We start from the raw sequence: 22939 nt of genomic DNA on the forward strand, positions 1-22939 counted from the left end.
ACTAATTTCGATCCCAGGCATCGTGAAATCACGCACCTTACCCTCAAATCCCCCAACGTTAACAAACCCTTAATAGGTCCACTCCGGACCCAATGTTTCGCGCGCGAAACAATAGGGCCAGAACGGACCTACCCGATCAGGACGCCTCTTCCACCTCATCCTCAAGGTACGCCACCCGACTGCCCGCCTTGGAGCTGGTGACCACCCCGAGCGACTTCAGCTTGCGGTGCAAGGCGCTGCGCTCCATGCCGACAAAACTTGCCGTGCGGCTGATATTGCCGCCAAAGCGGTTGATCTGGGTCAGCAGGTATTCCCGTTCGAACGCCTCGCGGGCCTCGCGCAGGGGCATCGTGGCAAGGGTGCCGGACAGCACCACCCGGCCCTCTTCGTCCTCGGCCTGTGCATTGTCCTGCGGCAGTTCGCGCGCGGCGATGTCGCCGGTGCCGTCGCCCAGGATCAGCACCCGTTCGATCAGGTTCTTGAGTTGGCGCACGTTGCCCGGCCACACCATCGTCTGCAACAGCGCCACCGCATCCGGGCTCAGCCCGCGCTTGGGAAGGCCCTGCGTCTGGTTGAACAGGTCGATGAAATGCCCCGCCAGCATCGGGATGTCCTCGCGCCGGTCCTCAAGACTTGGAACGGAAATCGGCACCACGTTGAGCCGGTGATAGAGTTCCTCGCGAAACATCCCCGCCGCGATCTCGTTCTGCAAATCACGGTTTGTCGATGACACAACCCGCAAATCCACCCGCACCTTATCCGTGCCGCCAACCCGCTGAAACTGCTGGTCCACCAGCACGCGCAGGATCTTGGACTGGGTGCCCAGCGGCATGTCCGCCACCTCGTCGAAATAGATCACCCCACCATGCGCTTGTTCAAGCAAGCCGGGTTCCACACCGCGTTCCGGCGTTTCGCGGCCGAACAGCACCTCTTCCATCGTCTCGGGTGCAACACCGGCACAGTTCACCGTCACAAACGGCGCGCTGGCGCGGTTGGAATGGGCGTGGATATAGCGCGCTGCCACTTCCTTGCCGCTGCCTGCGGGACCGGACAAGAGCACCCGGCCGTTGGATTTTGTCACCTTGTCGAGGTTCGACAGCAGGCCGCGATACGACGCGCATTCACCCACCATCTGCGCCACGTCGGTTTCCCGGCGTTTGAGTTTCTGGTTCTCACGACGCAGTCGACTGGTTTCCATCGCCCGGCGAATGACGACCAGCAACTGGTCGATATTAAAGGGTTTTTCGATGAAATCATACGCGCCCTGCTTGATCGCAGCGACCGCGATTTCGATATTGCCATGGCCCGATATGATCACCACCGGCACATCCGGATTGTCTCGTTTGACGGTCTTGAGAATGTCGATCCCGTCCATCTTGCTGTCTTTCAACCAGATATCGAGGATCAGAAGCGCCGGTTCCTCGGCGTTGATCTCGGTCATGGCCTCTGACGAGTTACCGGCAAGCCTGGTGGTGTATCCTTCATCCTCAAGGATATCCCCGATCAATTCACGGATGTCGCGCTCGTCGTCTACAATCAAAATATCGCTCATGGCCTCACTCTCATGTCCTTTAATCGTCACATCTTGAATTCTGTGTCAGCCGGTCTTGTGTCGGCCTTGGTCGTACTGTCCTGTATGTCCCCGTCGACCAAAACGGGCAGCCGAACCACCGCCATTGCGCCGCGACGGCCCGTGTCATCGAAGGGCGCGGCGTGCTCCAGAGTCAGCGTTCCGCCGTGTTCTTCGATGATCTTTTTCACGATCGGCAGGCCAAGTCCTGTGCCTTTCTCGCGTGTCGTGACGTAAGGCTCAAAAAGCCGCGTCGGATCTTCGGGGAGTCCGATGCCGTTGTCCGAAATCCGGATTTCAGCGACGGACTCATGCCGTTCACAGGTCACACGGATCTCTGGAACGACCGGAATATCAGAGCCTGTTTCTCTATAACTTTCAATTGCTTCTCCGGCGTTCTTCACCAGATTTGTAAGGGCTTGCCCAATCATGGTGGCATCGACTTCGGCCGGGATGTCATAGGTCGGCATGTCGGTCACAATCTGCACATCGGGTTGCCCCGCTTCCTGAAGCAGGATGACGCTGCGCAGGATGTCGACCACATCTTCTGGCTTGCGATCCGGTTCCGGCATCCGCGCGAATTTTGAAAACTCATCAACAATGCGTCGCAAGTCATTGGTTTGGCGTACAATCACTTCGGTGAGCTGCTCGAGGTTATTGGCATCAACCTCGGACAGTTGCTTGCGAAACTTGCGCCGGATGCGTTCGGCAGAAAGCTGGATCGGCGTCAGCGGATTCTTGATCTCATGTGCAATGCGCCGCGCGACGTCGCCCCAGGCGGCCATGCGCTGAGCGCTGACCAGATCGGTCACATCGTCAAAAGCCACCACATACCCCTCAAGTCCCCCGTCTTCGCGACGGCGCGTGGAAAGGCGCACCAGAAGATTTTCCAACTGGCCTTCTCGGCTGACCTTGATTTCCTCCTGCGCGGTTTCGATGGCCTGTTCGCGCAGACGATCGAACAGCGGGCCGAACTCTGGCACGGCCATCGTGATCTCAACGCTGCGCTGGTTTTCCTCCCATCCGAGCAGGCGTTCGGCAGACCGGTTCACAAAGGTCACACGCCCATCCGCGTCCAGTCCGACCACGCCCGATGTGACCGAGGTCAGAACCGAGTCAAACAACCGCTGGCGGCGTTCGATCTGGCGGGTGTTGTCGAGCAGCGTTTCGCGCTGGCCCTTGAGCTGCCGGGTCATCTGGTTGAAATACCGTCCCAGCATGGCGATTTCGTCGTCGCCGTCCTCTTCGAGAACCTTCACATCCAGATCGCCCGAACCAACGCGCTGTGCCGCACCTGTCAGGCGGCCCACCGGACGGCTGAGACGTTCGGCGAACCACAGGCCCAACCAGATCGCCGCAAGGATCAGCAGGAACGCAAACCCAAGGTAAAGCAGTGCAAAGTCAAAAAGCACGCGGCCCCGATCGTTTTCCTGTTGCTGGTAAAACCGTGCGGTTTCCTGGGTGTCATCCAGCAGGTTGAGGATCTGGCCATCGACATCCCGGGTGATGAACAGATAGCGATCGGTGAAGGCCTGCAACGGGATCATCGCGCGAAGTTCGTTGTTATCCCAGTCCTGAACAAGCGCGATGCCCGCGTCATTCGCCTCATCAAAGACATCCGGGGTTGGGCGTTCGTAGTCGAACAGGTACGACCCTTCACCACGTGCCCGAATTTCACCTGCGCCATCAATGACATACGCCTCGCGCAAGCCGCGCTGGATCTGCGCCTGTCCCTGGCTGAGCGCCTGGCGCAATTCGCCGTCATCCATGATGAAGGTGGCCCGGCGATTGGCATCCAGAAACGCCCCGAGCGCGCGCGCGTCCTGTGACAGGCCTTCGCGGTGTTCCTGTTCATAAGCTTCGGCAGCGGACAAGGACGCCCCGACCACGTTGCGCACCCGTTCGGAAAACCAGGTTTCCAAACCGATATTGATGGTCAGAACGGCAAAGACAGCGACCGTGATGGTCGGCAACAGCGCCATCAGGGCAAAAGCGCCCGTCAGCCGCAGGTGCAGACGCGATCCGGCGGATTTGGCACGGCGCGCGGAAATGAGGTTGGCCACCCGACGCAACACAAGCGCCGCCAGAAGCAGCATGTAGATCAGGTCGGCCAGCAGCACCAGACGCAGGTTGAACTGCGCGCCGGTGCCGGTGTCGAGCGGCCCCAGAACAAGGATGGTGGCGACAGCAAGAATTGGCCCAAGAAGCACAAGCCCAAGGGTCACGGCATTCTGGTAGCGTCGTTGCCGACGCATCCGGCTCAGCCGGGTCCAATTCAATGAGCGTGCCCAGGTGGCCACAGCCAACCCCCGCCTTGATGTGCCGCGCAGCCCGGCCACCGCTATATTTTGTGGTCTCGGCACACTGCGTCACCGCCGAACCACTATTATGTGGCAGTTTTACATCAATTTGCGGCGCCGTGTCACCTGAATATCGAGGTCTGTGATCTTCTTTCTGAGCGTATTTCGATTAATTCCAAGCAAATCAGCGCATTTTGCCTGATTTCCGCCGGTCGCCTCGAGGGCGATCTCGATCAGCGGCGCTTCGATCTCGCGCAGGATTCGCGGATAGAGCCCCGGCGGCGGAAGCATTGTTCCGTGCAGATCGAAGTATCTGCGCAAGTGGCGAGCCACCGACGCGCTGAGTTTTTCGCTATCACCGCCGCGCAGGACCGGGCCGGTGTCGGGCTGGTTGCCCAACACGTTTTCCACTTCGGCGCGGGTGATTTCATCGGCGCGAGACGTCAGGCTGAGACGACGCACAACGTTTTCAAGCTGGCGCACATTGCCCGGCCAGCTATAGGCGCGGAACAGGTCGGCGGCGTCTTCGGACAGCCACCGCTTGGCCCCGCCATCCCGTTCGGCGCGGATCAGGAAGTGATCGCTGAGCAGGGCAATGTCGTCGACCCGTTCGCGCAAGGAGGGCACCGCGATGGTTGCGCCGCTGATGCGGTAATACAGATCTTCGCGCACACCGCTGTTTGAAATGCCCTGCCCCGGATCGGTTTGGCTTGTCGCGATGAAGCGCGGAACATTGTCGCCGGGACCATCCATCATGCGCACGATGCGGGCCTGCACTTCGTCGGGGACATCGGCCAGTTCGTCGATCAGGAGCGTCCCGCCCCGCACCCGTGCGAGAATTCGCGCCGGGCCTTCGATATCCGACAGATCGCTTCCCGTGACGGTCACGAATGGCAGGGAGCGGCGGTCCGAGAAGTCGTGCAAGGCGCGCGCGATGAGGGATTTGCCGGTCCCGGATTCACCACAGATCAACACCGGCAGATCGGTGTTCATCACTTTGGCGACCAACCGGTACAGCGCCTGCATCGCCGGGGTTTTGCCGATCAGCGGCAAATCATCCGGGGCATCCGTCGGGGTGACATCGCTGACCGGGCGCGGCGTGCGCATTCTTGCGTCCAGCGCCTTGGCGGTGCGCTTCATCAGGTCGGGCAGATCGAAAGGCTTGGGCAGGTAATCATACGCCTCGGCCTCGGCAGCCTGAATCGCGGTCATGATGGTGTTCTGCGCCGAAATCACGATCACCGGCAGATCGGGGCGATCCTGCGAAATCTTTGGCAGCATCTCGAGCCCGTTGCCATCGGGCATGACCACGTCCGAGATCACGACATCGCCTTTGCCCTCGGCGACCCAGCGCATCAGCGTGGTGAGCGAGGACGTGGCATGCACCTTGCATCCTGCCCGAGTCAAAGCCTGGGTGAGAACCGTGCGGATCGTGCGGTCGTCATCGGCTACAAGTACCGTGCCATCCATCAGTTTGACTCCTTTTGTTTACGCGGCGCGAGCGGCAGCGAAATTCGGAAACGGGTTTTGCCGGGGACAGAATCCACCGAGACCCAACCGTCGTGATCTGAGATAATCTTGCTGACGAGCGCGAGGCCGAGGCCGGTGCCGTTTTCGCGTCCCGACACAAAGGGATCGAACACGTCGCCGCGAATCTCCGGCGGCAGGCCGGGGCCATCGTCGATCACCTCGACCTGCAGCGGCAGCGACTGGCCGGTGCCATCGGCGCGGCGCAGGCTGTAGCTGTGTTCGTAATAGGTGTGCAGGCGTATCCTGCCACCTTCGACCGGATCTGCCGCCTCCGAGGCGTTCTTGATCAGGTTCATGAACACCTGCAACAGCTGATCGCTGTCACCAAGCGCCAGGGGCAGCGACGGGTCGTAATCTTCGATGATCATCATGTGTGCGCCAAACCCCAGCAGTGCCGAACGGCGCGCCCGGTCAAGAACATCGTGCAGGTTGACGGGTTTGCGTTCCGGCGCGGACAAGTTGCCGAACTGTTCCACCTGTTCGAGCAGCTTCACGATTCGCCGGGTTTCCTCAACGATCAGGTCCGTCAGTTCGAGATCATCGTTGGTCAGGTTCATGCTCAGCAACTGCGCCGCCCCGGTTATCCCGGCGAGCGGGTTCTTGATTTCATGCGCCAGCATTTCCGCCATGCCGATGGCTGACTTGGCCGCGGATTTGACCGTCTGGCTCTGGTTGACACGCCCGGCAAGTTCGCGCGGGCTGATCAGCAGGATCATGCAGCCTTCGTTGCCTTGAAGCGGCGCGATTTGCAGGTTGCACACCAGTGGCGGACGCGATCCGGGGCCGACATCCACATCATTGACGAACAGCGCCGTCCCGTTTGCACGGGCGCGCGCGAGGCTTTTCTCCATCGGGGCATCAACGGTAAGCCGGTCCCAGATTGGTTGTCCCAACAACCACTTGGCCGAGTTGTTCATGAACCCTTCTGCCGCCGGGTTCATGTCGAGGATGTTTTCGTCCTCATCAATGACGATCGCGGGGACCGGAAGGGATGACCAGATCAGCCGTTCATCCACCATTGTGGGCTCTCCCGCATCTTCGTTCATGCGGCTTGCCTCTTGTCGCTCAGGAGGGCGTCCGTCAGGGTGGACAGAACGAAAGATGGATCGTTGGCCGTCAGGATCGCCTTGCGCAGGCCGGTGTCGGTGGCCGCTTCATCCATGTACCAGCCCAGATGTTTGCGCGCGACGCGCCCGCCAAGATCGCAGCCATAGAAGGTCAGCATCGCGTCATAGTGCCCGCCCACCATATCGACCAGCGCGCGCCCCTTGGGAACAACCGGCCGCGGCGTGCCGTAGATGTCAGCGGCGATCTGTGCCAGGATCCACGGCTTGCCCTGCGCGCCGCGCCCAACCATCACGCCATCGGCGCCGCTTTGGGCCAATGCGGTGCGGGCGGAGGTGGTGTCCACGATGTCACCGTTGGCCACCACAGGAATGGAGACAGCGTCTTTGATCCGGCGAACGGCGCGCCAATCTGCCTGGCCCTTGTAGAATTGGCAGCGGGTGCGCCCGTGTATGACGATCATCGCGATTCCAATGGCTTCAGCGCGCTGTGCCAGTTCGGCGGCGTTGTGGGACGCATCGTCCCAACCGAGGCGCGTTTTCAGGGTGACCGGAACAGACACGGCGCTGACCACGGCGTCAATCAGGCGGCAGGCATGATCCAGATCGCGCAGCAACGCCGACCCCGAATAGCCACCCACAACCTTTTTGGCAGGGCAGCCCATGTTGATGTCGATCACCTGCGCGCCCATGCCTTCGACCATGCGCGCCGCTTCGGCCATCGCGTTGGGTGTGCGGCCTGCCAGCTGGACCGAGGTATTGGCGATCCCTGCCCCAAGTTCCGCCTTTTCGCGTGTGCCGGGCCGCGCAGTGAGGAATTCTCCGCTGGCGATCATTTCAGACACGACACGTCCTGCACCAAAGCCGGACACCAGACTGCGGAACGGCAAATCCGTGATCCCGGCCAACGGGGCCAGCAACACAGGTGGGGACATGAGATAGTTTGGAACCGACGGTGTCACCGCTAAAATCCTTGACTCGTTGAATTTGAGCTAAGCCCTGGCCGCAAACCATTCAATGGAAATAGCCTGAAAAACAGACCCTCCAAGTGCAATTGCCTAATTATTAGGCAACAACCCCCGGACGATTGCATAGCACCGGGACAAACCTTAGACACATCGCAACGGTTTGAGGGATTTCCATATGAAAGTTCGGCTGGGCAACGGGTATGATGTTCACAAGTTCGGGCCCGGCGATCATGTCGTGATCTGTGGTGTGAAAGTTCCGCATGATCAGGCGCTTATGGGCCACTCTGATGCCGATGTCGGGATGCATGCGATCACCGATGCGCTGTATGGCGCGCTCGCGGCGGGGGACATTGGCCGCCATTTCCCGCCCTCTGATCCGCAATGGAAAGGCGCGGCGAGCGAGATCTTCCTGAAACACGCGGTTCAGATGGCACGCGAGGCGGGATTCGACATCTGCAACGTCGATTGCACGCTGGTCTGCGAGTTTCCGAAGATCGGCCCCCATGCCGACGCGATGCGCACTGCGCTGGCGCAGATTATGGGAATGCCGGTCGCGGATATCTCGGTCAAGGCGACGACATCCGAAAAGCTGGGCTTTACCGGGCGCGGCGAAGGCATTGCGGCCATCGCAACGGCTGCATTGGTGGCATCATGAACAAGATGATCGCGACCTTCTTCGGCGTTGGCCTGCTGCGCCCTGCACCGGGCACATGGGGGTCATTGGCCGCCTTGCCCGTGGCTTATGCCGTTCTGTCCATCGGCGGCTTCTGGTTGTTGGTGAACCTGACCTTTTTTGTCTTTATGTCGGGCTGGATCGCCACTCGCGAAGTGACTCGCGGGCAGACGGATCATGATCCGTCCTATATCGTGATCGACGAAGTTGTGGGCCAATGGATCGCCCTGTTTCCAGTGGGTTACGGTGCGATGATGATGTCGGTCGACCTGTTGGCGCTATACCCCGGCTGGATCGCGGCCTTTGTTCTGTTCCGCCTGTTCGACATCTGGAAGCCGTGGCTGGTGGGCAAGGCCGATGCGCGTGGTGATCCACTTGGGGTGATGCTGGACGACGTGATCGCGGGGGTGTTTGCCGCGCTTGGAGTGATCGCGCTGGCAGCACTGTTCCATCTGGTGCTGATGTGAGCGAAACGCGGCCCGAAACAATCCTGCGGCTGGCTGTCGAGGCCGGGGTGACGGTCACAACCGCCGAAAGCTGCACCGGCGGGATGGTGGCGGCGGCCATCACGGATGTGGCCGGATCGTCTGCGGTGTTCGAACGCGGGTTTGTCACCTATTCGAACCAGGCCAAGATCGACATGCTGGGCGTTGGTCCTGCCACCCTTGAGGCACATGGCGCTGTCTCGGAAGAGGTCGCGCGCGAGATGGCGCTGGGGGCGCGGGCGGCGGCACATGCCGATGTTGCAGTGTCGATCAGCGGCATCGCCGGTCCCGGTGGGTCGGAACACAAACCCGAGGGCCGCGTCTGTTTCGGATTGGCGACGCGCGGCGATGTGCAGACCAGCACCATCGAGTTCGGTGCGCTTGGTCGGGCGGAGGTGCGGGCAGCGGCGCGGGATGAGGCGCTGGACCTGTTGGTTTCGGCGCTGCAAGGCGGTCAGGTGTAAAGCTCTGACGCGCGGCGTTCAAAGGCGCGCACGATTCGCTGCATCGCTTCGTAAAAGAACATGCCGGCCGCCCCTTGCAGGATGCGGTTCTTGAATTCGAAATCGACGTAAAACGTCACTTCGACCCCGCCTTCCACATCCTTGAAGCCCCAGTTGGAATGCATGTGGCGAAACGGTCCGTCCAGGTATTCGGTGTCGATCTTCATGACCTCGGGCCACAGAACCACGCGGCTGCCAAAGCGTTCGCGAAAGACTTTGAAGCTGATCACGAGATCGGCCAGCATCACCTCGTGATCGCCCCGATCCTCTCGTGAACGGATGCGCGCGGCGGCTGTCCAGGGCAGGAACTTGGGGTAATTCGCCACGTCCGCCACCAGATCATACATCTGTTGCGCCGAGTATGGCAGGGTGCGGGTTTCGGAATGTGTGGGCATCTGCTCTTTATGTTTTGACCGTGACAGTGGCGGGGGATGTCGTATTGTGCGCGCGAAAAATCAAGGGAAACCTATGTCAGAGCGTCCTTATGTCATCGACGAAATGATCTCGGCCAAGGCGATTGCCGCCCGGATCGAGGAATTGTCGAACGCGATCACGGAAGAATTCCGCGACACCAACAAGCTGGTGGTCGTCGGATTGCTGCGCGGCAGTTTCGTCTTTATCGCCGATCTGGTACGCGAACTGGACCTGCCCGTCGAGGTCGATTTCCTTGAGGCATCGTCTTATGGCGACAGCATGGAATCAAGCCGCGAGGTGCGGATTCTCAAGGATTTGCGCGGCCAGATCGAAGGCCGCGACGTGCTGGTGGTCGAGGATATCGTCGACACGGGCCATACGCTCAAACACGTTGTGGGCCTGCTGGCGTCGCGCAATCCCGGACGGTTGCGCACGATTGCGCTGCTCGACAAACCGTCGCGGCGCGAAACCGATGTGGCGGCGGACTGGATCGGGTTTTCGATCCCGGATGAATTCGTCGTCGGCTATGGAATCGACTATGCGCAGCGCAACCGCAACCTGCCCTTTATCGGCAAGGTGCGGTTTGTGGAGGCCTGACCTGGGGCCACCTGTTGTGGATCGCCATGGGTGCGGCATCCGGCAGCACCGGCGCGGACCGCGTGTCCAGGCGGAGGGTGCGATTGGGCAGGCCTCAGGACAACTTGAGATCACCAGCCAGAGCGGCGCTGTGCGGTTGCAACAGCTTTTCCAGAGCGTCCATCAGCCGCTGAAGCCGTTCACTGCCCGCAAGATCGCGGTGACAGGCCACCCAGACCGGCACCGTGAAATCCGGTGTGGCGCGGGTCAGGCGGACAAGGCCGGGTGCGGCGTCCCCAAGTATACAGGGCAAAAAGGCCTGCGCATTGCCGCGACTGACCATTTCGGTGAGCAGGCAAAAGCTGTCTGCGCTTGCAGCGATCAGACTGGGATCAATCTCTCGGGCCATCCACTGCGCGGGTTTTGAGCGTTCCAGCGGTCCGGTGAGGCCCAGCCAGTTCGTGGCATCACGAGAGTCTGCGCGTCCGTACACGGCAAACCGCATGTCGCCCACGCGTTTTCCTGTCAGATCGTCGGGCAAGGAGGGTGCCGGGCGCAGCGCGATATCGGCGCGCAGCCGTGCCATATCCAGATGCGCGTTGGAGGACAGATAGGTCAGCCGGTCCGGCTGAATACGACGGGACAGCGCAGGGTAGATCCACGCCAGCACGGTCTGACAGAAGGTATCGGTCGATGTGAGGCGCAGCGAGGTGCCAGACATGCTGCCGCTGCCATGCATCAGGGCTTCTGCCGAATTCACATGCTGCGCCGCAAGACGGGCCGCCTCGATCACGGGGGCACGGTCGGGGCGCAGACGGTAGCCACTCCTGTCACGCTCGAAGACCGGGCCGCCGCAGACCTCTTCAAAGCTTGCGATGCGGCGCAGAACGGTGGCGTGATTGACGCCAAGCACCTTGGCCGCCGCATTCACGGACCCCGTATCGGCCACGGCCAATACAAACCGCAGGTCGTCCCAATTCAACTTGTGCATGAATGCCCACCCGTTTTGCATTTTCTAACAATTAATTTGTGCTGAACGCGAGGCATACTATCTCATGTATGAACACATTTCAGGGAGTTGGAATTCATGATGAAAAATCTCAAATTCGCGGTCGCTCTTGTGGCGCTCGGCTGTGGCAGCGCGGCCTATGCGCAGGATGACTTCACGGCCCAGTTGAAAGCGCGACAGGGGCAAATGCGGATCATTGCGCTCAATCTCGGCATTCTGGGCGGAATGGCGCAGGGCAAGACGGAATATGACGCAGCGGCGGCGCAAACCGCCGCAGACTCGCTGGTCGCCGTGTCGGGCATCAATCAGGACCTGCTCTGGCCAGCCGGGTCGCATGCCGACAGCATCGAAGGCACAAAGGCCCTGGCCGTGATTTGGGAAAATAACGACGGATTCATGTCCAACTGGTCGGATTTCGGCGAGGCCGCGCTGGCCATGCAGGCGGCGGCCGGCGGCGGACAAGCGGCGCTTGGACCTGCGATGGGGACGATTGGCGGCACCTGCAAAGCCTGTCACGATGACTACCGCGTGGCGAACTAAGCGCTGATGCGGCTTCTTCTGTGGGCATTGGCAGGGCTGGCGGCCGTTTCAGCAACCGGAGTCTGGATGACTCGCGCGCAGCCCTTTGAGGCTGCGCGTTTGGTCGATTTGACCGGAAACGCTGAACGCGGCGCACCCGTGTTCACGGCCGCAGGCTGTGCGTCCTGCCACACGGCCCCTGACGCGGAAGGGGATGCCAAGCTGGTGCTGGTCGGGGGCCAGAGGTTTCCGTCCGATTTCGGCACCTTCGTGGCGCCGAACGTGTCACCCCACCCCGAATCGGGCATCGGCAACTGGTCACTGGCAGATTTCGCCGGCGCAGTGCGACAAGGCGTGTCGCCCGAGGGACAGCACTATTACCCGGCCTTCCCCTACACCGCCTATACCCGCATGACGGATCAGGATTTGGTCGATCTGTGGGCCTATTGGCAGACCCTGCCCGCCGACGCGACGCCAAGCCAACCGCACGAGGTTGGGTTTCCCTTCAACATCCGCCGCTCTGTCGGTGTCTGGAAACAGCTTTACCTCAATGAAGATTGGGTGATCGCCGAAGCAGACACAGCAGAGGTGGCGCGGGGACGGTATCTTGTCGAAGCGCTGGCACATTGTGGAGAATGCCACACGCCACGAACCGCGCTTGGCGGGTTGGATACGTCGCAATGGCTGACCGGAGCGCCGAACCCGTCAGGGCGCGGGACAATTCCGGCGCTGACACCGGCCGAGCTTGATTGGGGACCAACCGAGATCGCCTATTACCTCGAGACCGGCTTCACACCGGATTTCGACAGTGCCGGGGGACATATGGTGGCGGTGATTTCGAATTTCGCCAAGCTGCCTGCCGGCGACCGGGAGGCGGTTGCCGCCTACCTGAAGGCGCTGCCGTAGACCAAAGCCTTCAAAGGCTTTGGCGAAATCCTTCAAAGGATTTCACCTCGAACCTGAGGCAACCGGCGATCAAAGCCATCAATGGCTTTGGTCAATAGCTTGAAAGCTTTTGACTCAGGCCTTGGCGAGCTTGGCTTCGCGATTGCTGCGCAGACGGGCGAAATCATCCCCCGCGTGATAGGATGAGCGGGTCAGCGGAGTTGCCGAGACCATCAAAAACCCCTTGCCGTAGGCCGCTTTTTCATAGCTTGCAAATTCCTCTGGCGTGACAAAGCGATCAACCGCGTGGTGCTTCGGAGTGGGTTGCAGGTATTGACCAATGGTCAGGAAATCCACATCCGCCGCGCGCATGTCGTCCATCACCTGAAGCACGGATTGACGCTCTTCACCCAGACCAGCCATGATGCCCGACTTGGTAAAGATCGACGGATCGATCTCTTTCACCCGCTGCAACAGTCGCAGCGAATGGAAATAGCGCGCGCCGGGGCGCACCTCGGGATAGAGGCCGGGCACCGTTTCCAGATTGTGGTTGAACACATCCGGGCGCGCCGCCACCACGGTTTCCAGCGCGTCGGGCGCACATTTCAGGAAATCCGGTGTCAGAATTTCGATTGTGGTGGTTGGAGAGCGGTGTCGCACCGCGCGAATGGTCTGGGCAAAATGCTCGGCCCCGCCATCCTCAAGGTCATCGCGGTCCACCGAGGTGATCACCACATGGTTCAGACCCAGCTTTTGAACCGCATCGGCCACGCGGCCCGGTTCGAACGCATCCAGAGTGTCGGGACGGCCTGTGGCGATGTTGCAGAAGGTGCAGCCACGGGTACAGATGTCGCCCATGATCATCATGGTTGCGTGGCCCTGACTCCAGCATTCGCCGGCGTTTGGGCAACCCGCTTCTTCGCACACGGTCACGAGGTTGTTCTCGCGCATGATGCGGCGCGTTTCGTTATAGCCTTCGCCACCGGGGGCTTTCACCCTGATCCAGCTTGGCTTCTTGGGCTGGGCATTGTCCGGACGATGGGCTTTTTCCGGGTGGCGTTGTTCTGGTATCTTGAGGTCGCGCAACGGTTTTTCCCCGCTAAGTCAGGTCAGGACTGCCATAACATATAGGGCAGCAGGAGGTAGTACCAGTGTTGCATAGCTGCGTTGCAGCTTCAAATTCCCAAATGTAACGAGTACCTCCTGCACCCCAATAACAGGGTCGTGCGCGACCTTTGCCCGTGAATGGCACCTGTGATTGCGTCGATCTGTCCCGACGCGGCGGTGCGATTATCCGATCAAGACACCGTCTTTCGACAGGGTTCGGGCGTAAAACAGCGTCAGCCGCTGCAACGCGATGCGCAAGACAACCTTGCCGGACCGGGCCGACCAGCCAAGTCGTTTCTCTGTAACTTCAAGCCCTTCGCGCAGGCAACAACAGCGCAGGACCACCTCGCTCAGTCCGGGGCCAAGATCGCGGATCGCATCCAGCGTTCGGGTGAAGGCTTCGCTTCGCCGCGTGTCGCGGATTGCGCGGGCCGCCGTGTAGTGGCGCTGAAGCGCCTCCGGGCGGTCCCAGCCCAGAAGGTCAGAGCTTTTGAACCCGGCAATCGCAAAATCTTCGTGCAACCGATCCCCGGCGGCCACAAAATCGGGTGACAGGAACGGCTGTCCGTCCGGCCCGCGACGCCTTGCCAGGGCCGAAAGCGGGCTTTCGAATCCAGGACCGTTCGAGAGCGACCGATCGCGGGACCGCCGATCCGGACCGGTTTCGCCATACATGCCACCGAAGTCATCCGAAGCCCGCGCCGCGCGGGCGTCCCGTTCGGCGACCAGCCCCGGAAGGCTGCTGCGGCCCTCTTCGGTCACGCGGTAGCGTTTGATCGTTGTGCCACCATCCGGCGCAATCCAGTTGCGGATGACCAGCGCTGCGGCCAGATCGACATCGACCGCCCCAAGCACCACCGTCTCACCTTCGCCGACGGTCTTGATGATCGCGGGTTTCGGCAGGTCCGGGCTGTAAAGCAGCATCGCGCGCGGCTGGCACAAGTGGCGCAGCGCATCCGTCGCCGCGTCAAGACGGGTGTGATGCGTTTGCAGATCGTCAGGTTCGGACACCGGCCCGCCCAACACCCGATCAACCATCGGATCATCCCGCAGCGTTTCGAGCTTTCGCACCTGCCGCAGAACGGTCGAGGCATGGCATCCCGCTTCGCGTGCGATTTCGCGAATGGGTCGTCCTTCGGTGGTGTGTGCCAGATATCGGTGCGCGGCTTCTGGCAAAAGTGCATTCAATCCAAGGTGTGTCTGGACATAGAACATGTCGGTCATTTGTTTCCCCCATAAGAAGTCTGTCAGAAATGGTCCCCAGGTTTATCCACAGACGGTATTCAACCTATGGGTGTATTTGTTTCTGATTTGTTAACTTTCTGCGCTGGAGAAGTTTCTGTTTCCAAAAGGTAAACAATTGGAAACGGGACCGTTCGCAGATTTTCGCCCCACGCAACACACCCTTGGGTTGTGCAATGTTAAGCCCGCTCGACTGGCCACGCGGCCATTTCACAAGGGGACCAACATGCAAGATTTACTGACACAGCTGTCCAACCTGCGCCGTCCAAGGTTGCTGATCCGGGCCGCCCGTATTGGTGCGGAAACCTATCGGCGTGATGCGCGGTTGCCGCGCCTGCTGGGGTACGGCGTCACGCTACGGACGGGTCCGGCGCTGCTCAGGCTGATGGAGTTGGAAGCCGAAATGAATGAACATCGTGAAAACGGCGACGCGGGGTATCGCGTCGCCGATCATGTCGAAGTGTTGACGGCCGTGATGGGGGAATCCCAGTTGCTCCGCGCTCAGACGCAAGCACAGGGTGGTCCGACGCTGATTACATGAACGCGTCCGGCATGGAGTCCTTTTTCCGGGCCACATAGTCGGCCAGCGCTTCGTGGATCGCAGGATCAAGCGCTGGCTGCTGATAGGTGTCGATCAGGCGTTGAACCCGCTCGGTCGCCAAGGCCATCGTGTCGCGCGCGCCCTCTTCGAACCATGTCTCGTAAGGTTTGAAATCGAACAGCCCGGACCGCCAGAAGGCCGACTTGAAGTTGGCCTGTGTGTGTGCGCACCCAAGGTAGTGGCCACCCGGACCCACTTCGGCAATTGCGTCCATAGCCTGTGATTCTTCATCATAGTTGACGCCCTGCGCCATCTTGTGCAGCGCTCCAAGCTGGTCGGCATCCATCACGAATTTCTCGAACGACGACACCAGCCCACCTTCGAGCCACCCGCAGGCATGCAGCATGAAATTGACACCGGACAGAAGGCCCATGTTCAGGCTGTTCGCGGTTTCATAAGCGGCCTGCGCGTCGGGCAGTTTCGATCCGGTAAAGCTCCCGGCGGAGCGGAACGGCAGCTTCATGCGGCGGGCCAACTGCCCTGCCCCGTAGGTGATCTGGCTGGCCTCGGGGGTGCCGAAGGTGGGCGCGCCCGAGTTCATGTCGATCGAGGTCACAAACGCGCCGAAAATCACCGGAGCGCCGGGGCGCACCAACTGGCTATAGGCAATGCCGGACATCACTTCGGCCAGCACCTGCGTCAGCGTACCCATGACCGACACCGGCGCCATCGCGCCGCCGACGATGAAGGGGCTGATGATGCAGGCCTGATTGTTCTGCGCATAGACCTCCAAAGCACCCATCATCACGTCATCGAATGTCATCGGTGAGTTGATGTTGATAAGCGAGGTCATGACAGTGTTGTTCTGCGCGAAGTCCTGACCAAACAGGATCTCGCACATGTCCACGCTGTCCTGCGCACGGCTGGGTTCGGTCACCGAGCCCATGAAGGGTTTGTCCGACAACGTCATGTGCGCCATCAGCATGTCGAGGTGACGCTTGTTTACCGGGATGTCCGTGGGTTCGCAGACCGTGCCGCCCGAATGGTGCAACCACTTGGACATGTAGCCCAGCTTCACGAATTTCTCGAAATCGGCCATCGTGGCATAGCGGCGGCCCCCCACGGCGTCATGCACGAAAGGCGGGCCATAAACCGGCGCGAGCACGAGGTTGCGGCCACCGATTTCGACCGACCGTTCCGGGTTGCGGGCATGCTGGGTAAAGGTCGAAGGCGCTGTGCTGCACAGTTTACGCGCCAATCCACGCGGGATGCGCACGCGCTCGCCGGTCACTTCAGCACCAGCCTCGCGCCAGCGGTCGAGCGCTGCCGGGTTGTTGACGAAGTTCACGCCGATCTCGGCCAGAACGGTTTCCGCGTTGGTCTCGATGATCTCGAGCGCTTCTTCGTTCAGGATCTCGAAATTCGGGATATTGCGCTGAATGTATTTTGCCGTTTCGACAGAAACCGCTGTGCGCTCTGCCCGTCGCGCCGCACCGCCGCCACCGCGTGACCGTCTGCGTGTTTCTGCTTCTGCCATGATCAAACTCCATGCGGATACAAAAGGGCTCCGGCGCGGTGTCCGGTGGACCTTCCATAGTATGAGACCGGACATCGTCAGCGACGGATTGCGTCCTGTGCGTTGCGAAAGCGACATTCGGCGGCACCCAGGGGAACTGTGCCGATGCGTCAACCGTTAAGCGTACAGACCGTTCAAGGAGAGACTCATGCGCTTTGCCCCGAAAAAGACCGCTGCGATGTTTGCCGTATTGCTGGTGGGGCTGGGCGTGGTCTGGGCTGGATTCGCCGTTGGCTCGATCATCTTCGGGCTGTCCATCGTGATCTGTTTCCTTGTCTGGATTCTGGGTGCGCGACTTGTGCACGAGAACATGGGCAAGACCTGGCATCGTCCGAAACGCAACTGGCAGCAGGACTGACCAAAACCCGCGCAAGCAATATTGCCAATCGGAATGGCTCTGCCTATCAGGAGCCATGGACATGACATCCCACGACCGCCTTCTTATCATCGACTTCGGCAGCCAGGTGACGCAGCTGATTGCGCGCCGCCTGCGCGAGTTGAATGTCTATTGCGAAATCCATCCCTACCAGAACGTGACGGATGATTTCCTGACCGACTTCGCGCCCAGGGCCATCATCTTTTCCGGCGGCCCCGACAGCGTCATGCGCGAAGGATCGCCGCGCCCGCCCAAAGCGGCGTACACGCTGGGCGTTCCGATCCTTGGCATCTGCTATGGCCAACAGGTGATGATGCAGGATCTGGGTGGGAAGGTCGAAGCGGGCGAACACGCAACAGCCGAATTCGGCCGCGCCTGGGTCGCCCCGAGCGAAACGCGCAACGAACTGCTTCAAGGCTGGTTCATGGACGGCACGGGGCGCGAACAGGTCTGGATGAGCCACGGCGACCATGTCTCTGACATTGCTCCGGGTTTCGAGGTTCTGGGCACCTCTCCGGGAGCACCGTTTGCGATCACGGCAGACAAGGACCGTCACTTTTACGCGGCGCAATTCCACCCCGAGGTGCACCACACGCCCAACGGCAAGACGCTCTATCAGAATTTTGTTCAATTGGCCGGGTTTACCGGCGACTGGACCATGGGCGCCTACCGCGAAGAGGCGATCCGCAAGATCAAGGACGAGGTCGGGGACAGAAAGGTGATCTGCGCCCTGTCCGGTGGGGTCGACAGTTCAGTGGCAGCGGCCTTGCTGCACGAGGCCATTGGCGATCAGTTGACCTGCGTGTTTGTGGACCATGGCCTGTTGCGTCTCAACGAGGCCGAGGAAGTGGTGTCCATGTTCCGCGACCACATGAACCTGCAGGTGATCCATGCGCAGGAACAGGAATTGTTTCTAGGTGAGCTTGACGGTGTAAGTGACCCGGAGACCAAGAGAAAGATCATCGGGCGTCTCTTCATCGACGTGTTCCAGAGATACGCGAACGAGATCGAAGGTGCCGAATTCCTTGCCCAAGGCACGCTTTACCCGGACGTGATCGAATCCGTGTCCTTCAGCGGCGGGCCTTCGGTGACGATCAAGAGCCACCACAATGTCGGCGGTCTGCCCGAAAAGATGGGGTTGAAACTGGTCGAACCGCTGCGCGAGCTGTTCAAGGACGAGGTGCGCGCGCTTGGCCGCGAACTGGGCCTGCCCGACAGCTTTATCGGGCGTCACCCGTTTCCCGGCCCCGGCCTTGCCATCCGCTGTCCCGGCGAAATCACCCGCGAAAAGCTCGAGATCCTGCGCAAGGCGGATGCGGTCTATATCGACCAGATTCGCAAACATGGGCTATACGACGAGATCTGGCAGGCGTTTGTCGCCATCCTGCCCGTGCGCACGGTGGGCGTGATGGGCGACGGGCGGACCTATGATTTCGCCTGTGCGCTGCGGGCGGTGAATTCGGTGGATGGGATGACGGCGGATTACTATCCGTTCAGTCATGAGTTCCTTGGCGAAACCGCCACGCGCATCATCAACGAGGTCAAGGGCATCAACCGTGTGACCTATGACATCACATCCAAACCTCCGGGAACGATCGAGTGGGAATGATCCGCACAAGCCTGTTTGCAGCGGTGCTTGCCCTGCCGACGCTGGTCCATGCAGAGCCGTCCTATCACCGCGTGACCGGTGTGGCAGCCAACGATTCGTTGAATGTGCGCGCCGAACCGACGGCCAGCAGTGCAGATATCGGCGATCTGGCGCATGATGCGTCCGGTATCGAGGTGTTTGACTTCGACGCATCCGGCAACTGGGCCCGCATTGCGCTGAACGAAAGGGATGGCTGGATCTCGACCCGGTTTCTGACCCGCGACGCGGTCGAGACAATCGGCACCACGTCGGTCCCTGTCGGGACGGTCTGCGGCGGGACAGAGCCATTCTGGGCGCTCGGCCTTTATGGAGAAGAGGCACGCTATTCGCATCCGGAGGACGGAGATACCGACTACGCCTTTGACACTGCGGTTGTGGCCGAGGGGCGTTTGGGCAGCCCTGCCCTGATCACACTCGCGACAGAAGAGTCTCACGTCATCGAGGCCACGTTGTCTGGCGCAGACTGCAGCGATGGCATGAGCGATCGCTCCTATGGCTGGACCATTTCCATGCAGCTCATCGCGCTGGGCAAACGGCGGTTTCTGTCCGGCTGTTGCCACTTGCCGCGGAACTGACGGACATGTCCCAATTCCCAAACACCAAGGGGGGCGCCGTCGTGCCGGTGTCGCCAACTGTGCGTGCCTGTCTCTGGATGATCGGGGCCATCGTGTCGTTCACATCCATGGCCATTGCGGGCCGCGCGGTGAGCCTCGACCTCGACACGTTCGAGATCATGATGTTTCGCAGCCTCATCGGCATCGTGATTGTCGTCATCGTGGCCAGTCTTGCAGGCACATTGCGCGAAGTGCGCGCGCAAAAGCTTGGTCTGCATTTTATCCGCAATGTCAGCCACTTCGCCGGGCAGAACCTGTGGTTCTATTCGATCACGGTGATCCCGCTGGCGCAGGTGTTCGCGCTGGAGTTCACATCGCCTTTATGGGTGATCGTACTGGCCCCGCTGGTGCTGGGGGAACGCCTGACCAAATCCCAGGCCATCGCGGCGGTGATCGGGTTTATCGGCATTCTTGTCGTGACACGGCCAAGCCCCGACACGTTTCACATCGGACTGGTCACGGCCGCCCTTGCCGCAATCGGCTTTGCGGGTTCTGCGGTCTTTACCCGAAAGTTGACCCGGACCGAGACAATCACCTGTATCCTGTTTTATCTCACGGTGATGCAGGCGGTCCTCGGGCTTGGCTTTGCAGGGTTCGATGGTGACATTGCGCTTCCGACCGCTGCGAACATGCCGTGGATCCTTGTCATTGCGGTTGCCGGACTGGTGGCGCATTTCTGTCTGACCACAGCCCTGTCTCTGGCCCCTGCCACCATCGTGATGCCAATTGATTTCACCCGCCTTCCGGTAATCGCCATCGTTGGCGTGCTGCTGTACAACGAACCGCTGGACCCGTTTGTCCTGCTGGGCGCTGCCCTTATTTTCGGCGCGAATTACTACAACATCTGGTCCAGCACGCGGGCGTAACAGCAATGTGACGCTGCGGAATTAGATCTTGCCTGACGTACGGTAAAAATTGACCGTTTCATGGGCACTTCGATAACCCTTTCCTAGAGGAGACAGGTATTTCACAGGGATGAGGGTCCAATGACACGAATAATGACAAGCGCGATGGCGCTTGCCGTAGCAGCAGGCACGGCACAAGCGGGCGGAATCGAACGCTCCAACAACGATTACGGATTTCTGTTCACGCCGAACGATCAGCTTCAGCTGGGCTTTTCGCATGTGATGCCAGAGCTTTCGGGCAAATACACCCCCGAGCTGACAGCGGCGGGCGGCGGTGAAGACAGCACCGGCAACATGCTGACCGACTATACGAACTACACCTTTGCCTACAAAAACGACTTCACCGAAAAGCTGACATTCGGTCTTTTCGTGAACAATCCCTATGGCGCAGGTGCGGAATACACCCAAGGGATCTATGCAGGCCTGACTGCGGATTGGGACAGTGATCAGGTTGCGGTTGTCGGCAAATACCGCTTCACGGACCGCGTGTCGTTCTTTGCCGGTGCGCGCTATGTCGAAAGCCAGGCGGACATCACCATTCCGGACCTGCTTGTCCGCAGTGCGGTTGGACGCAACGCCCAGGGCATCGGCGCGCAGGCGCAGGCGCTTGGTGCTGAGGCCCAGTCGCTTGGCGCCCAGGCGCAGGCTGCTGGGGCGGCCGGTGATCTGGCCAGGGCGCAGGAACTTGGCGCACAGGCACAGGCACTTGGTGCCCAGGCGGCGTCATTGGGCGCAACCGCCCAGAACCTTGGTGCCGCGGCACAGGATTTCGGAACGTCGATGGAGTACAACGCCAGCGGTCGCCGCGTGGGTGATTGGGGTGCCATCCTTGGCGTGGCTTATGAAATCCCGGACATCGCCCTACGCGTCGCCCTGTCCTGGCAAAGCGAAATCGAACATAACTTCGGCACCGGCGAATCGCTTGCCGGTCTGGGCGTCGACACCAACAGCGGTGACACCAAGGTGACCATGCCCCAGGTTGTCGCGCTTGATTTCCAGACAGGGATCGCACCGGGCACGCTTTTGTTCGGTCAGGTCAAGTGGACGGAATGGTCCAAGTGGGAAGTGCGGACACCGGAATACGAAAACGCCACCGGCGGCGCGGTAACCGCTTTTGACAATGACCGCGTCACCTGGAAGCTGGGGGTCGGACGTTCCTTCAGCGAAGACCTGTCCGGCTTTGCCCAGGTCACTTACGAGGCGCAGAACGGCGACATCACATCCCGCCTTGCCCCGCGTGACGGGATTCTCAGCCTCGGCGTCGGGGGTCAGTACAAGATGGACAACATGACCCTGCGCGGCGGGATCGAATACGCGTGGATCGGCGATGCCGAAGACGCGTCTGGCGTAAAATACGACGGCAACACCGCTTTGGGAGTGGGCCTGTCCCTGACCGTCGACTTCTGATCCGCCAAGAGTGATCCGATTGACCCCGCCAGACCGTGTTTGGCGGGGTTTTTCGTGGACTTGCGCATCTTTCGGGTCGCCCGTCCCGCCGCAGTCCCGCTAAACCACCCACATGACAGCACAGACATCCCTTTCCACCCGCGCGTGGGTCGAGCTCATTCTTCTGGGCCTGATCTGGGGCGGGTCGTTTCTTGCCATTCGCACGGCGCTGGACGAGATCGGACCATTGACCTCGGTCCTTCACCGTACGGGGTGGGCGATGGTGGTCCTATGGGGGTTTGTCGCTCTCAAAAGGCTTCCTATCCCAAGATCCCCAAGGATTTGGGGCGCGTTTCTGGTCATGGGGGTCTTGAACAACGTGATTCCCTTCAGCCTTATGGCGTGGGGGCAGCTATACATCCCGACCGGACTGACCTCGATCTTCAACGCGGCAACAGCCATCTTCGGAATTGTGGTCGCCGCGCTTGTGTTTGCCGATGAAAAGCTGACCGCGCGCAAGGTGATGGGAGTCGGCCTTGGCTTTTCCGGAGTGTGCATGGCGATCGGCGTCGACGCCCTCCGGCAGTTCGATACGACGTCGCTTGCCCAACTGGCCATCGTTGCAGGCACCCTGTCCTACGCATTTGCCAGCGCGTGGGCGCGAAAGATGCTGGGCGGCATCCCCCCGGTGATCGCGGCGGCGGGCATGCTGAGCGGTTCGACGCTGTGCATGATCCCGCTGGTTCTGGTGATCGAAGGGGTGCCTTCGCTGGCGCTTGCCGCCTCGACCTGGTCGGCAATCGCCTATTACGCGATCATCGCCACCGCGCTGGCTTACCTGCTCTATTACCGTGTTCTTGGCATGGCGGGCAGCGGCAACCTGTTGCTTGTCACGTTGATCATCCCGCCCATCGCGATCACACTGGGGGCTTTGGTGCGCCACGAAACCCTGCATCCCGGCGAATACCTTGGATTTGGTCTTCTTGCCTTGGGACTAAGCATCATCGACGGGCGACTTTGGCGGCGCAGGCCCACAACCGTTTGACGC

The 22939-nt window shown here is 60.6% G+C and carries 23 protein-coding genes; 13 read left to right on the top strand and 10 right to left on the bottom strand.

The window, feature by feature from the left end:
* Positions 1-136 precede the first annotated feature (136 nt).
* From ntrX to dusB, 5 genes are all read right to left on the bottom strand, one after another.
* Entirely contained in the window at positions 137-1552 is a 1416-nt protein-coding gene (ntrX, locus tag ACTIEN_RS08140) for a nitrogen assimilation response regulator NtrX (RefSeq protein WP_439522627.1), read from the bottom strand.
* 26 nt (positions 1553-1578) lie between these two features.
* Positions 1579-3825: an ATP-binding protein gene (locus ACTIEN_RS08145; RefSeq protein ID WP_439522628.1), complete on the bottom strand. Its 2247-nt coding sequence runs from the start codon at positions 3823-3825 to the stop codon at positions 1579-1581.
* Positions 3826-3969: 144 nt separating this feature from the next.
* Positions 3970-5340: a response regulator gene (locus tag ACTIEN_RS08150; protein WP_439522629.1), complete on the bottom strand. Its 1371-nt coding sequence runs from the start codon at positions 5338-5340 to the stop codon at positions 3970-3972.
* Positions 5340-6446 carry a two-component system sensor histidine kinase NtrB gene (locus ACTIEN_RS08155; protein WP_439522630.1) on the bottom strand — a complete coding sequence of 369 codons (1107 nt, stop codon included), beginning with the start codon at positions 6444-6446 and terminating at the stop codon, positions 5340-5342. The genes ACTIEN_RS08150 and ACTIEN_RS08155 overlap by 1 nt, the downstream gene beginning before the upstream one ends.
* Positions 6443-7399, bottom strand: coding sequence for a tRNA dihydrouridine synthase DusB (dusB, locus tag ACTIEN_RS08160; protein WP_439522708.1), 957 nt, complete (start codon positions 7397-7399; stop codon positions 6443-6445). Before dusB ends, ACTIEN_RS08155 begins: the two co-directional genes overlap by 4 nt.
* A 208-nt stretch (positions 7400-7607) precedes the next feature.
* On the opposite strand from dusB, the gene ispF reads away from it, so the two are divergent.
* The 3 genes from ispF to ACTIEN_RS08175 are packed head-to-tail and all read left to right on the top strand — an operon-like array spanning position 7608 to position 9054.
* Positions 7608-8087 (top strand): 2-C-methyl-D-erythritol 2,4-cyclodiphosphate synthase, encoded by a 480-nt coding sequence (gene ispF / locus ACTIEN_RS08165; protein WP_439522631.1) that lies wholly within the window; start codon positions 7608-7610, stop codon positions 8085-8087.
* Entirely contained in the window at positions 8084-8572 is a 489-nt protein-coding gene (locus tag ACTIEN_RS08170; protein WP_439522632.1) for a phosphatidylglycerophosphatase A family protein, read from the top strand. Before ispF ends, ACTIEN_RS08170 begins: the two co-directional genes overlap by 4 nt.
* Entirely contained in the window at positions 8569-9054 is a 486-nt protein-coding gene (locus tag ACTIEN_RS08175; RefSeq protein ID WP_439522633.1) for a CinA family protein, read from the top strand. The genes ACTIEN_RS08170 and ACTIEN_RS08175 overlap by 4 nt, the downstream gene beginning before the upstream one ends.
* Here ACTIEN_RS08175 and ACTIEN_RS08180 read toward each other — a convergent pair.
* Positions 9045-9488, bottom strand: a complete 444-nt coding sequence (locus ACTIEN_RS08180; RefSeq protein WP_439522634.1) for a type II toxin-antitoxin system RatA family toxin — start codon at positions 9486-9488, stop codon at positions 9045-9047. The two genes, ACTIEN_RS08175 and ACTIEN_RS08180, sit on opposite strands and share 10 nt — an antisense overlap.
* A gap of 73 nt (positions 9489-9561) precedes the next feature.
* Between ACTIEN_RS08180 and hpt the strand changes: the two genes are divergently transcribed.
* The gene (hpt, locus tag ACTIEN_RS08185) at positions 9562-10104 is read left to right on the top strand and encodes a hypoxanthine phosphoribosyltransferase (protein ID WP_439522635.1); all 543 of its coding nucleotides are present in this window, start codon (positions 9562-9564) and stop codon (positions 10102-10104) included.
* Positions 10105-10198: 94 nt separating this feature from the next.
* On the opposite strand, the gene ACTIEN_RS08190 is transcribed toward hpt, so the two are convergent.
* On the bottom strand, positions 10199-11074 hold the full coding sequence (locus ACTIEN_RS08190) for a LysR family transcriptional regulator (RefSeq protein WP_439522636.1): 876 nt from the start codon (positions 11072-11074) through the stop codon (positions 10199-10201).
* Between the two features lie 96 nt (positions 11075-11170).
* On the opposite strand from ACTIEN_RS08190, the gene ACTIEN_RS08195 reads away from it, so the two are divergent.
* A complete protein-coding gene (locus ACTIEN_RS08195; RefSeq protein ID WP_439522637.1) occupies positions 11171-11632 on the top strand; it encodes a c-type cytochrome in 462 nt (153 codons plus the stop codon).
* 6 nt (positions 11633-11638) lie between these two features.
* Positions 11639-12517: a c-type cytochrome gene (locus tag ACTIEN_RS08200; protein ID WP_439522638.1), complete on the top strand. Its 879-nt coding sequence runs from the start codon at positions 11639-11641 to the stop codon at positions 12515-12517.
* A 114-nt stretch (positions 12518-12631) separates the two neighbouring features.
* On the opposite strand, the gene lipA is transcribed toward ACTIEN_RS08200, so the two are convergent.
* Positions 12632-13582, bottom strand: a complete 951-nt coding sequence (gene lipA, locus ACTIEN_RS08205) for a lipoyl synthase (RefSeq protein ID WP_439522639.1) — start codon at positions 13580-13582, stop codon at positions 12632-12634.
* Positions 13583-13786: 204 nt separating this feature from the next.
* A complete protein-coding gene (locus tag ACTIEN_RS08210; RefSeq protein WP_439522640.1) occupies positions 13787-14827 on the bottom strand; it encodes a DUF6456 domain-containing protein in 1041 nt (346 codons plus the stop codon).
* Positions 14828-15071: 244 nt separating this feature from the next.
* Between ACTIEN_RS08210 and ACTIEN_RS08215 the strand changes: the two genes are divergently transcribed.
* A complete protein-coding gene (locus tag ACTIEN_RS08215) occupies positions 15072-15386 on the top strand; it encodes a DUF6477 family protein (RefSeq protein ID WP_439522641.1) in 315 nt (104 codons plus the stop codon).
* Here the strand turns inward: ACTIEN_RS08215 and ACTIEN_RS08220 are convergent.
* Positions 15379-16923 (bottom strand): trimethylamine methyltransferase family protein, encoded by a 1545-nt coding sequence (locus tag ACTIEN_RS08220; RefSeq protein WP_439522642.1) that lies wholly within the window; start codon positions 16921-16923, stop codon positions 15379-15381. The genes ACTIEN_RS08215 and ACTIEN_RS08220 overlap by 8 nt on opposite strands.
* A gap of 187 nt (positions 16924-17110) precedes the next feature.
* On the opposite strand from ACTIEN_RS08220, the gene ACTIEN_RS08225 reads away from it, so the two are divergent.
* From ACTIEN_RS08225 to ACTIEN_RS08250, 6 genes are all read left to right on the top strand, one after another.
* The gene (locus ACTIEN_RS08225; RefSeq protein ID WP_439522643.1) at positions 17111-17320 is read left to right on the top strand and encodes a hypothetical protein; all 210 of its coding nucleotides are present in this window, start codon (positions 17111-17113) and stop codon (positions 17318-17320) included.
* Positions 17321-17375: 55 nt separating this feature from the next.
* Positions 17376-18947: a glutamine-hydrolyzing GMP synthase gene (gene guaA / locus ACTIEN_RS08230; RefSeq protein ID WP_439522644.1), complete on the top strand. Its 1572-nt coding sequence runs from the start codon at positions 17376-17378 to the stop codon at positions 18945-18947.
* The gene (locus ACTIEN_RS08235) at positions 18944-19561 is read left to right on the top strand and encodes a hypothetical protein (RefSeq protein ID WP_439522645.1); all 618 of its coding nucleotides are present in this window, start codon (positions 18944-18946) and stop codon (positions 19559-19561) included. The genes guaA and ACTIEN_RS08235 overlap by 4 nt, the downstream gene beginning before the upstream one ends.
* Positions 19562-19566: 5 nt before the next feature.
* On the top strand, positions 19567-20466 hold the full coding sequence (locus tag ACTIEN_RS08240; RefSeq protein WP_439522646.1) for a DMT family transporter: 900 nt from the start codon (positions 19567-19569) through the stop codon (positions 20464-20466).
* A 120-nt stretch (positions 20467-20586) separates the two neighbouring features.
* A complete protein-coding gene (locus ACTIEN_RS08245) occupies positions 20587-21912 on the top strand; it encodes an outer membrane protein transport protein (protein WP_439522647.1) in 1326 nt (441 codons plus the stop codon).
* Between the two features lie 112 nt (positions 21913-22024).
* Positions 22025-22936: a DMT family transporter gene (locus ACTIEN_RS08250; RefSeq protein ID WP_439522648.1), complete on the top strand. Its 912-nt coding sequence runs from the start codon at positions 22025-22027 to the stop codon at positions 22934-22936.
* Positions 22937-22939: the final 3 nt, after the last annotated feature.

Source organism: Marivita sp., assembly GCF_051859345.1.
Classification (GTDB): domain Bacteria; phylum Pseudomonadota; class Alphaproteobacteria; order Rhodobacterales; family Rhodobacteraceae; genus Marivita.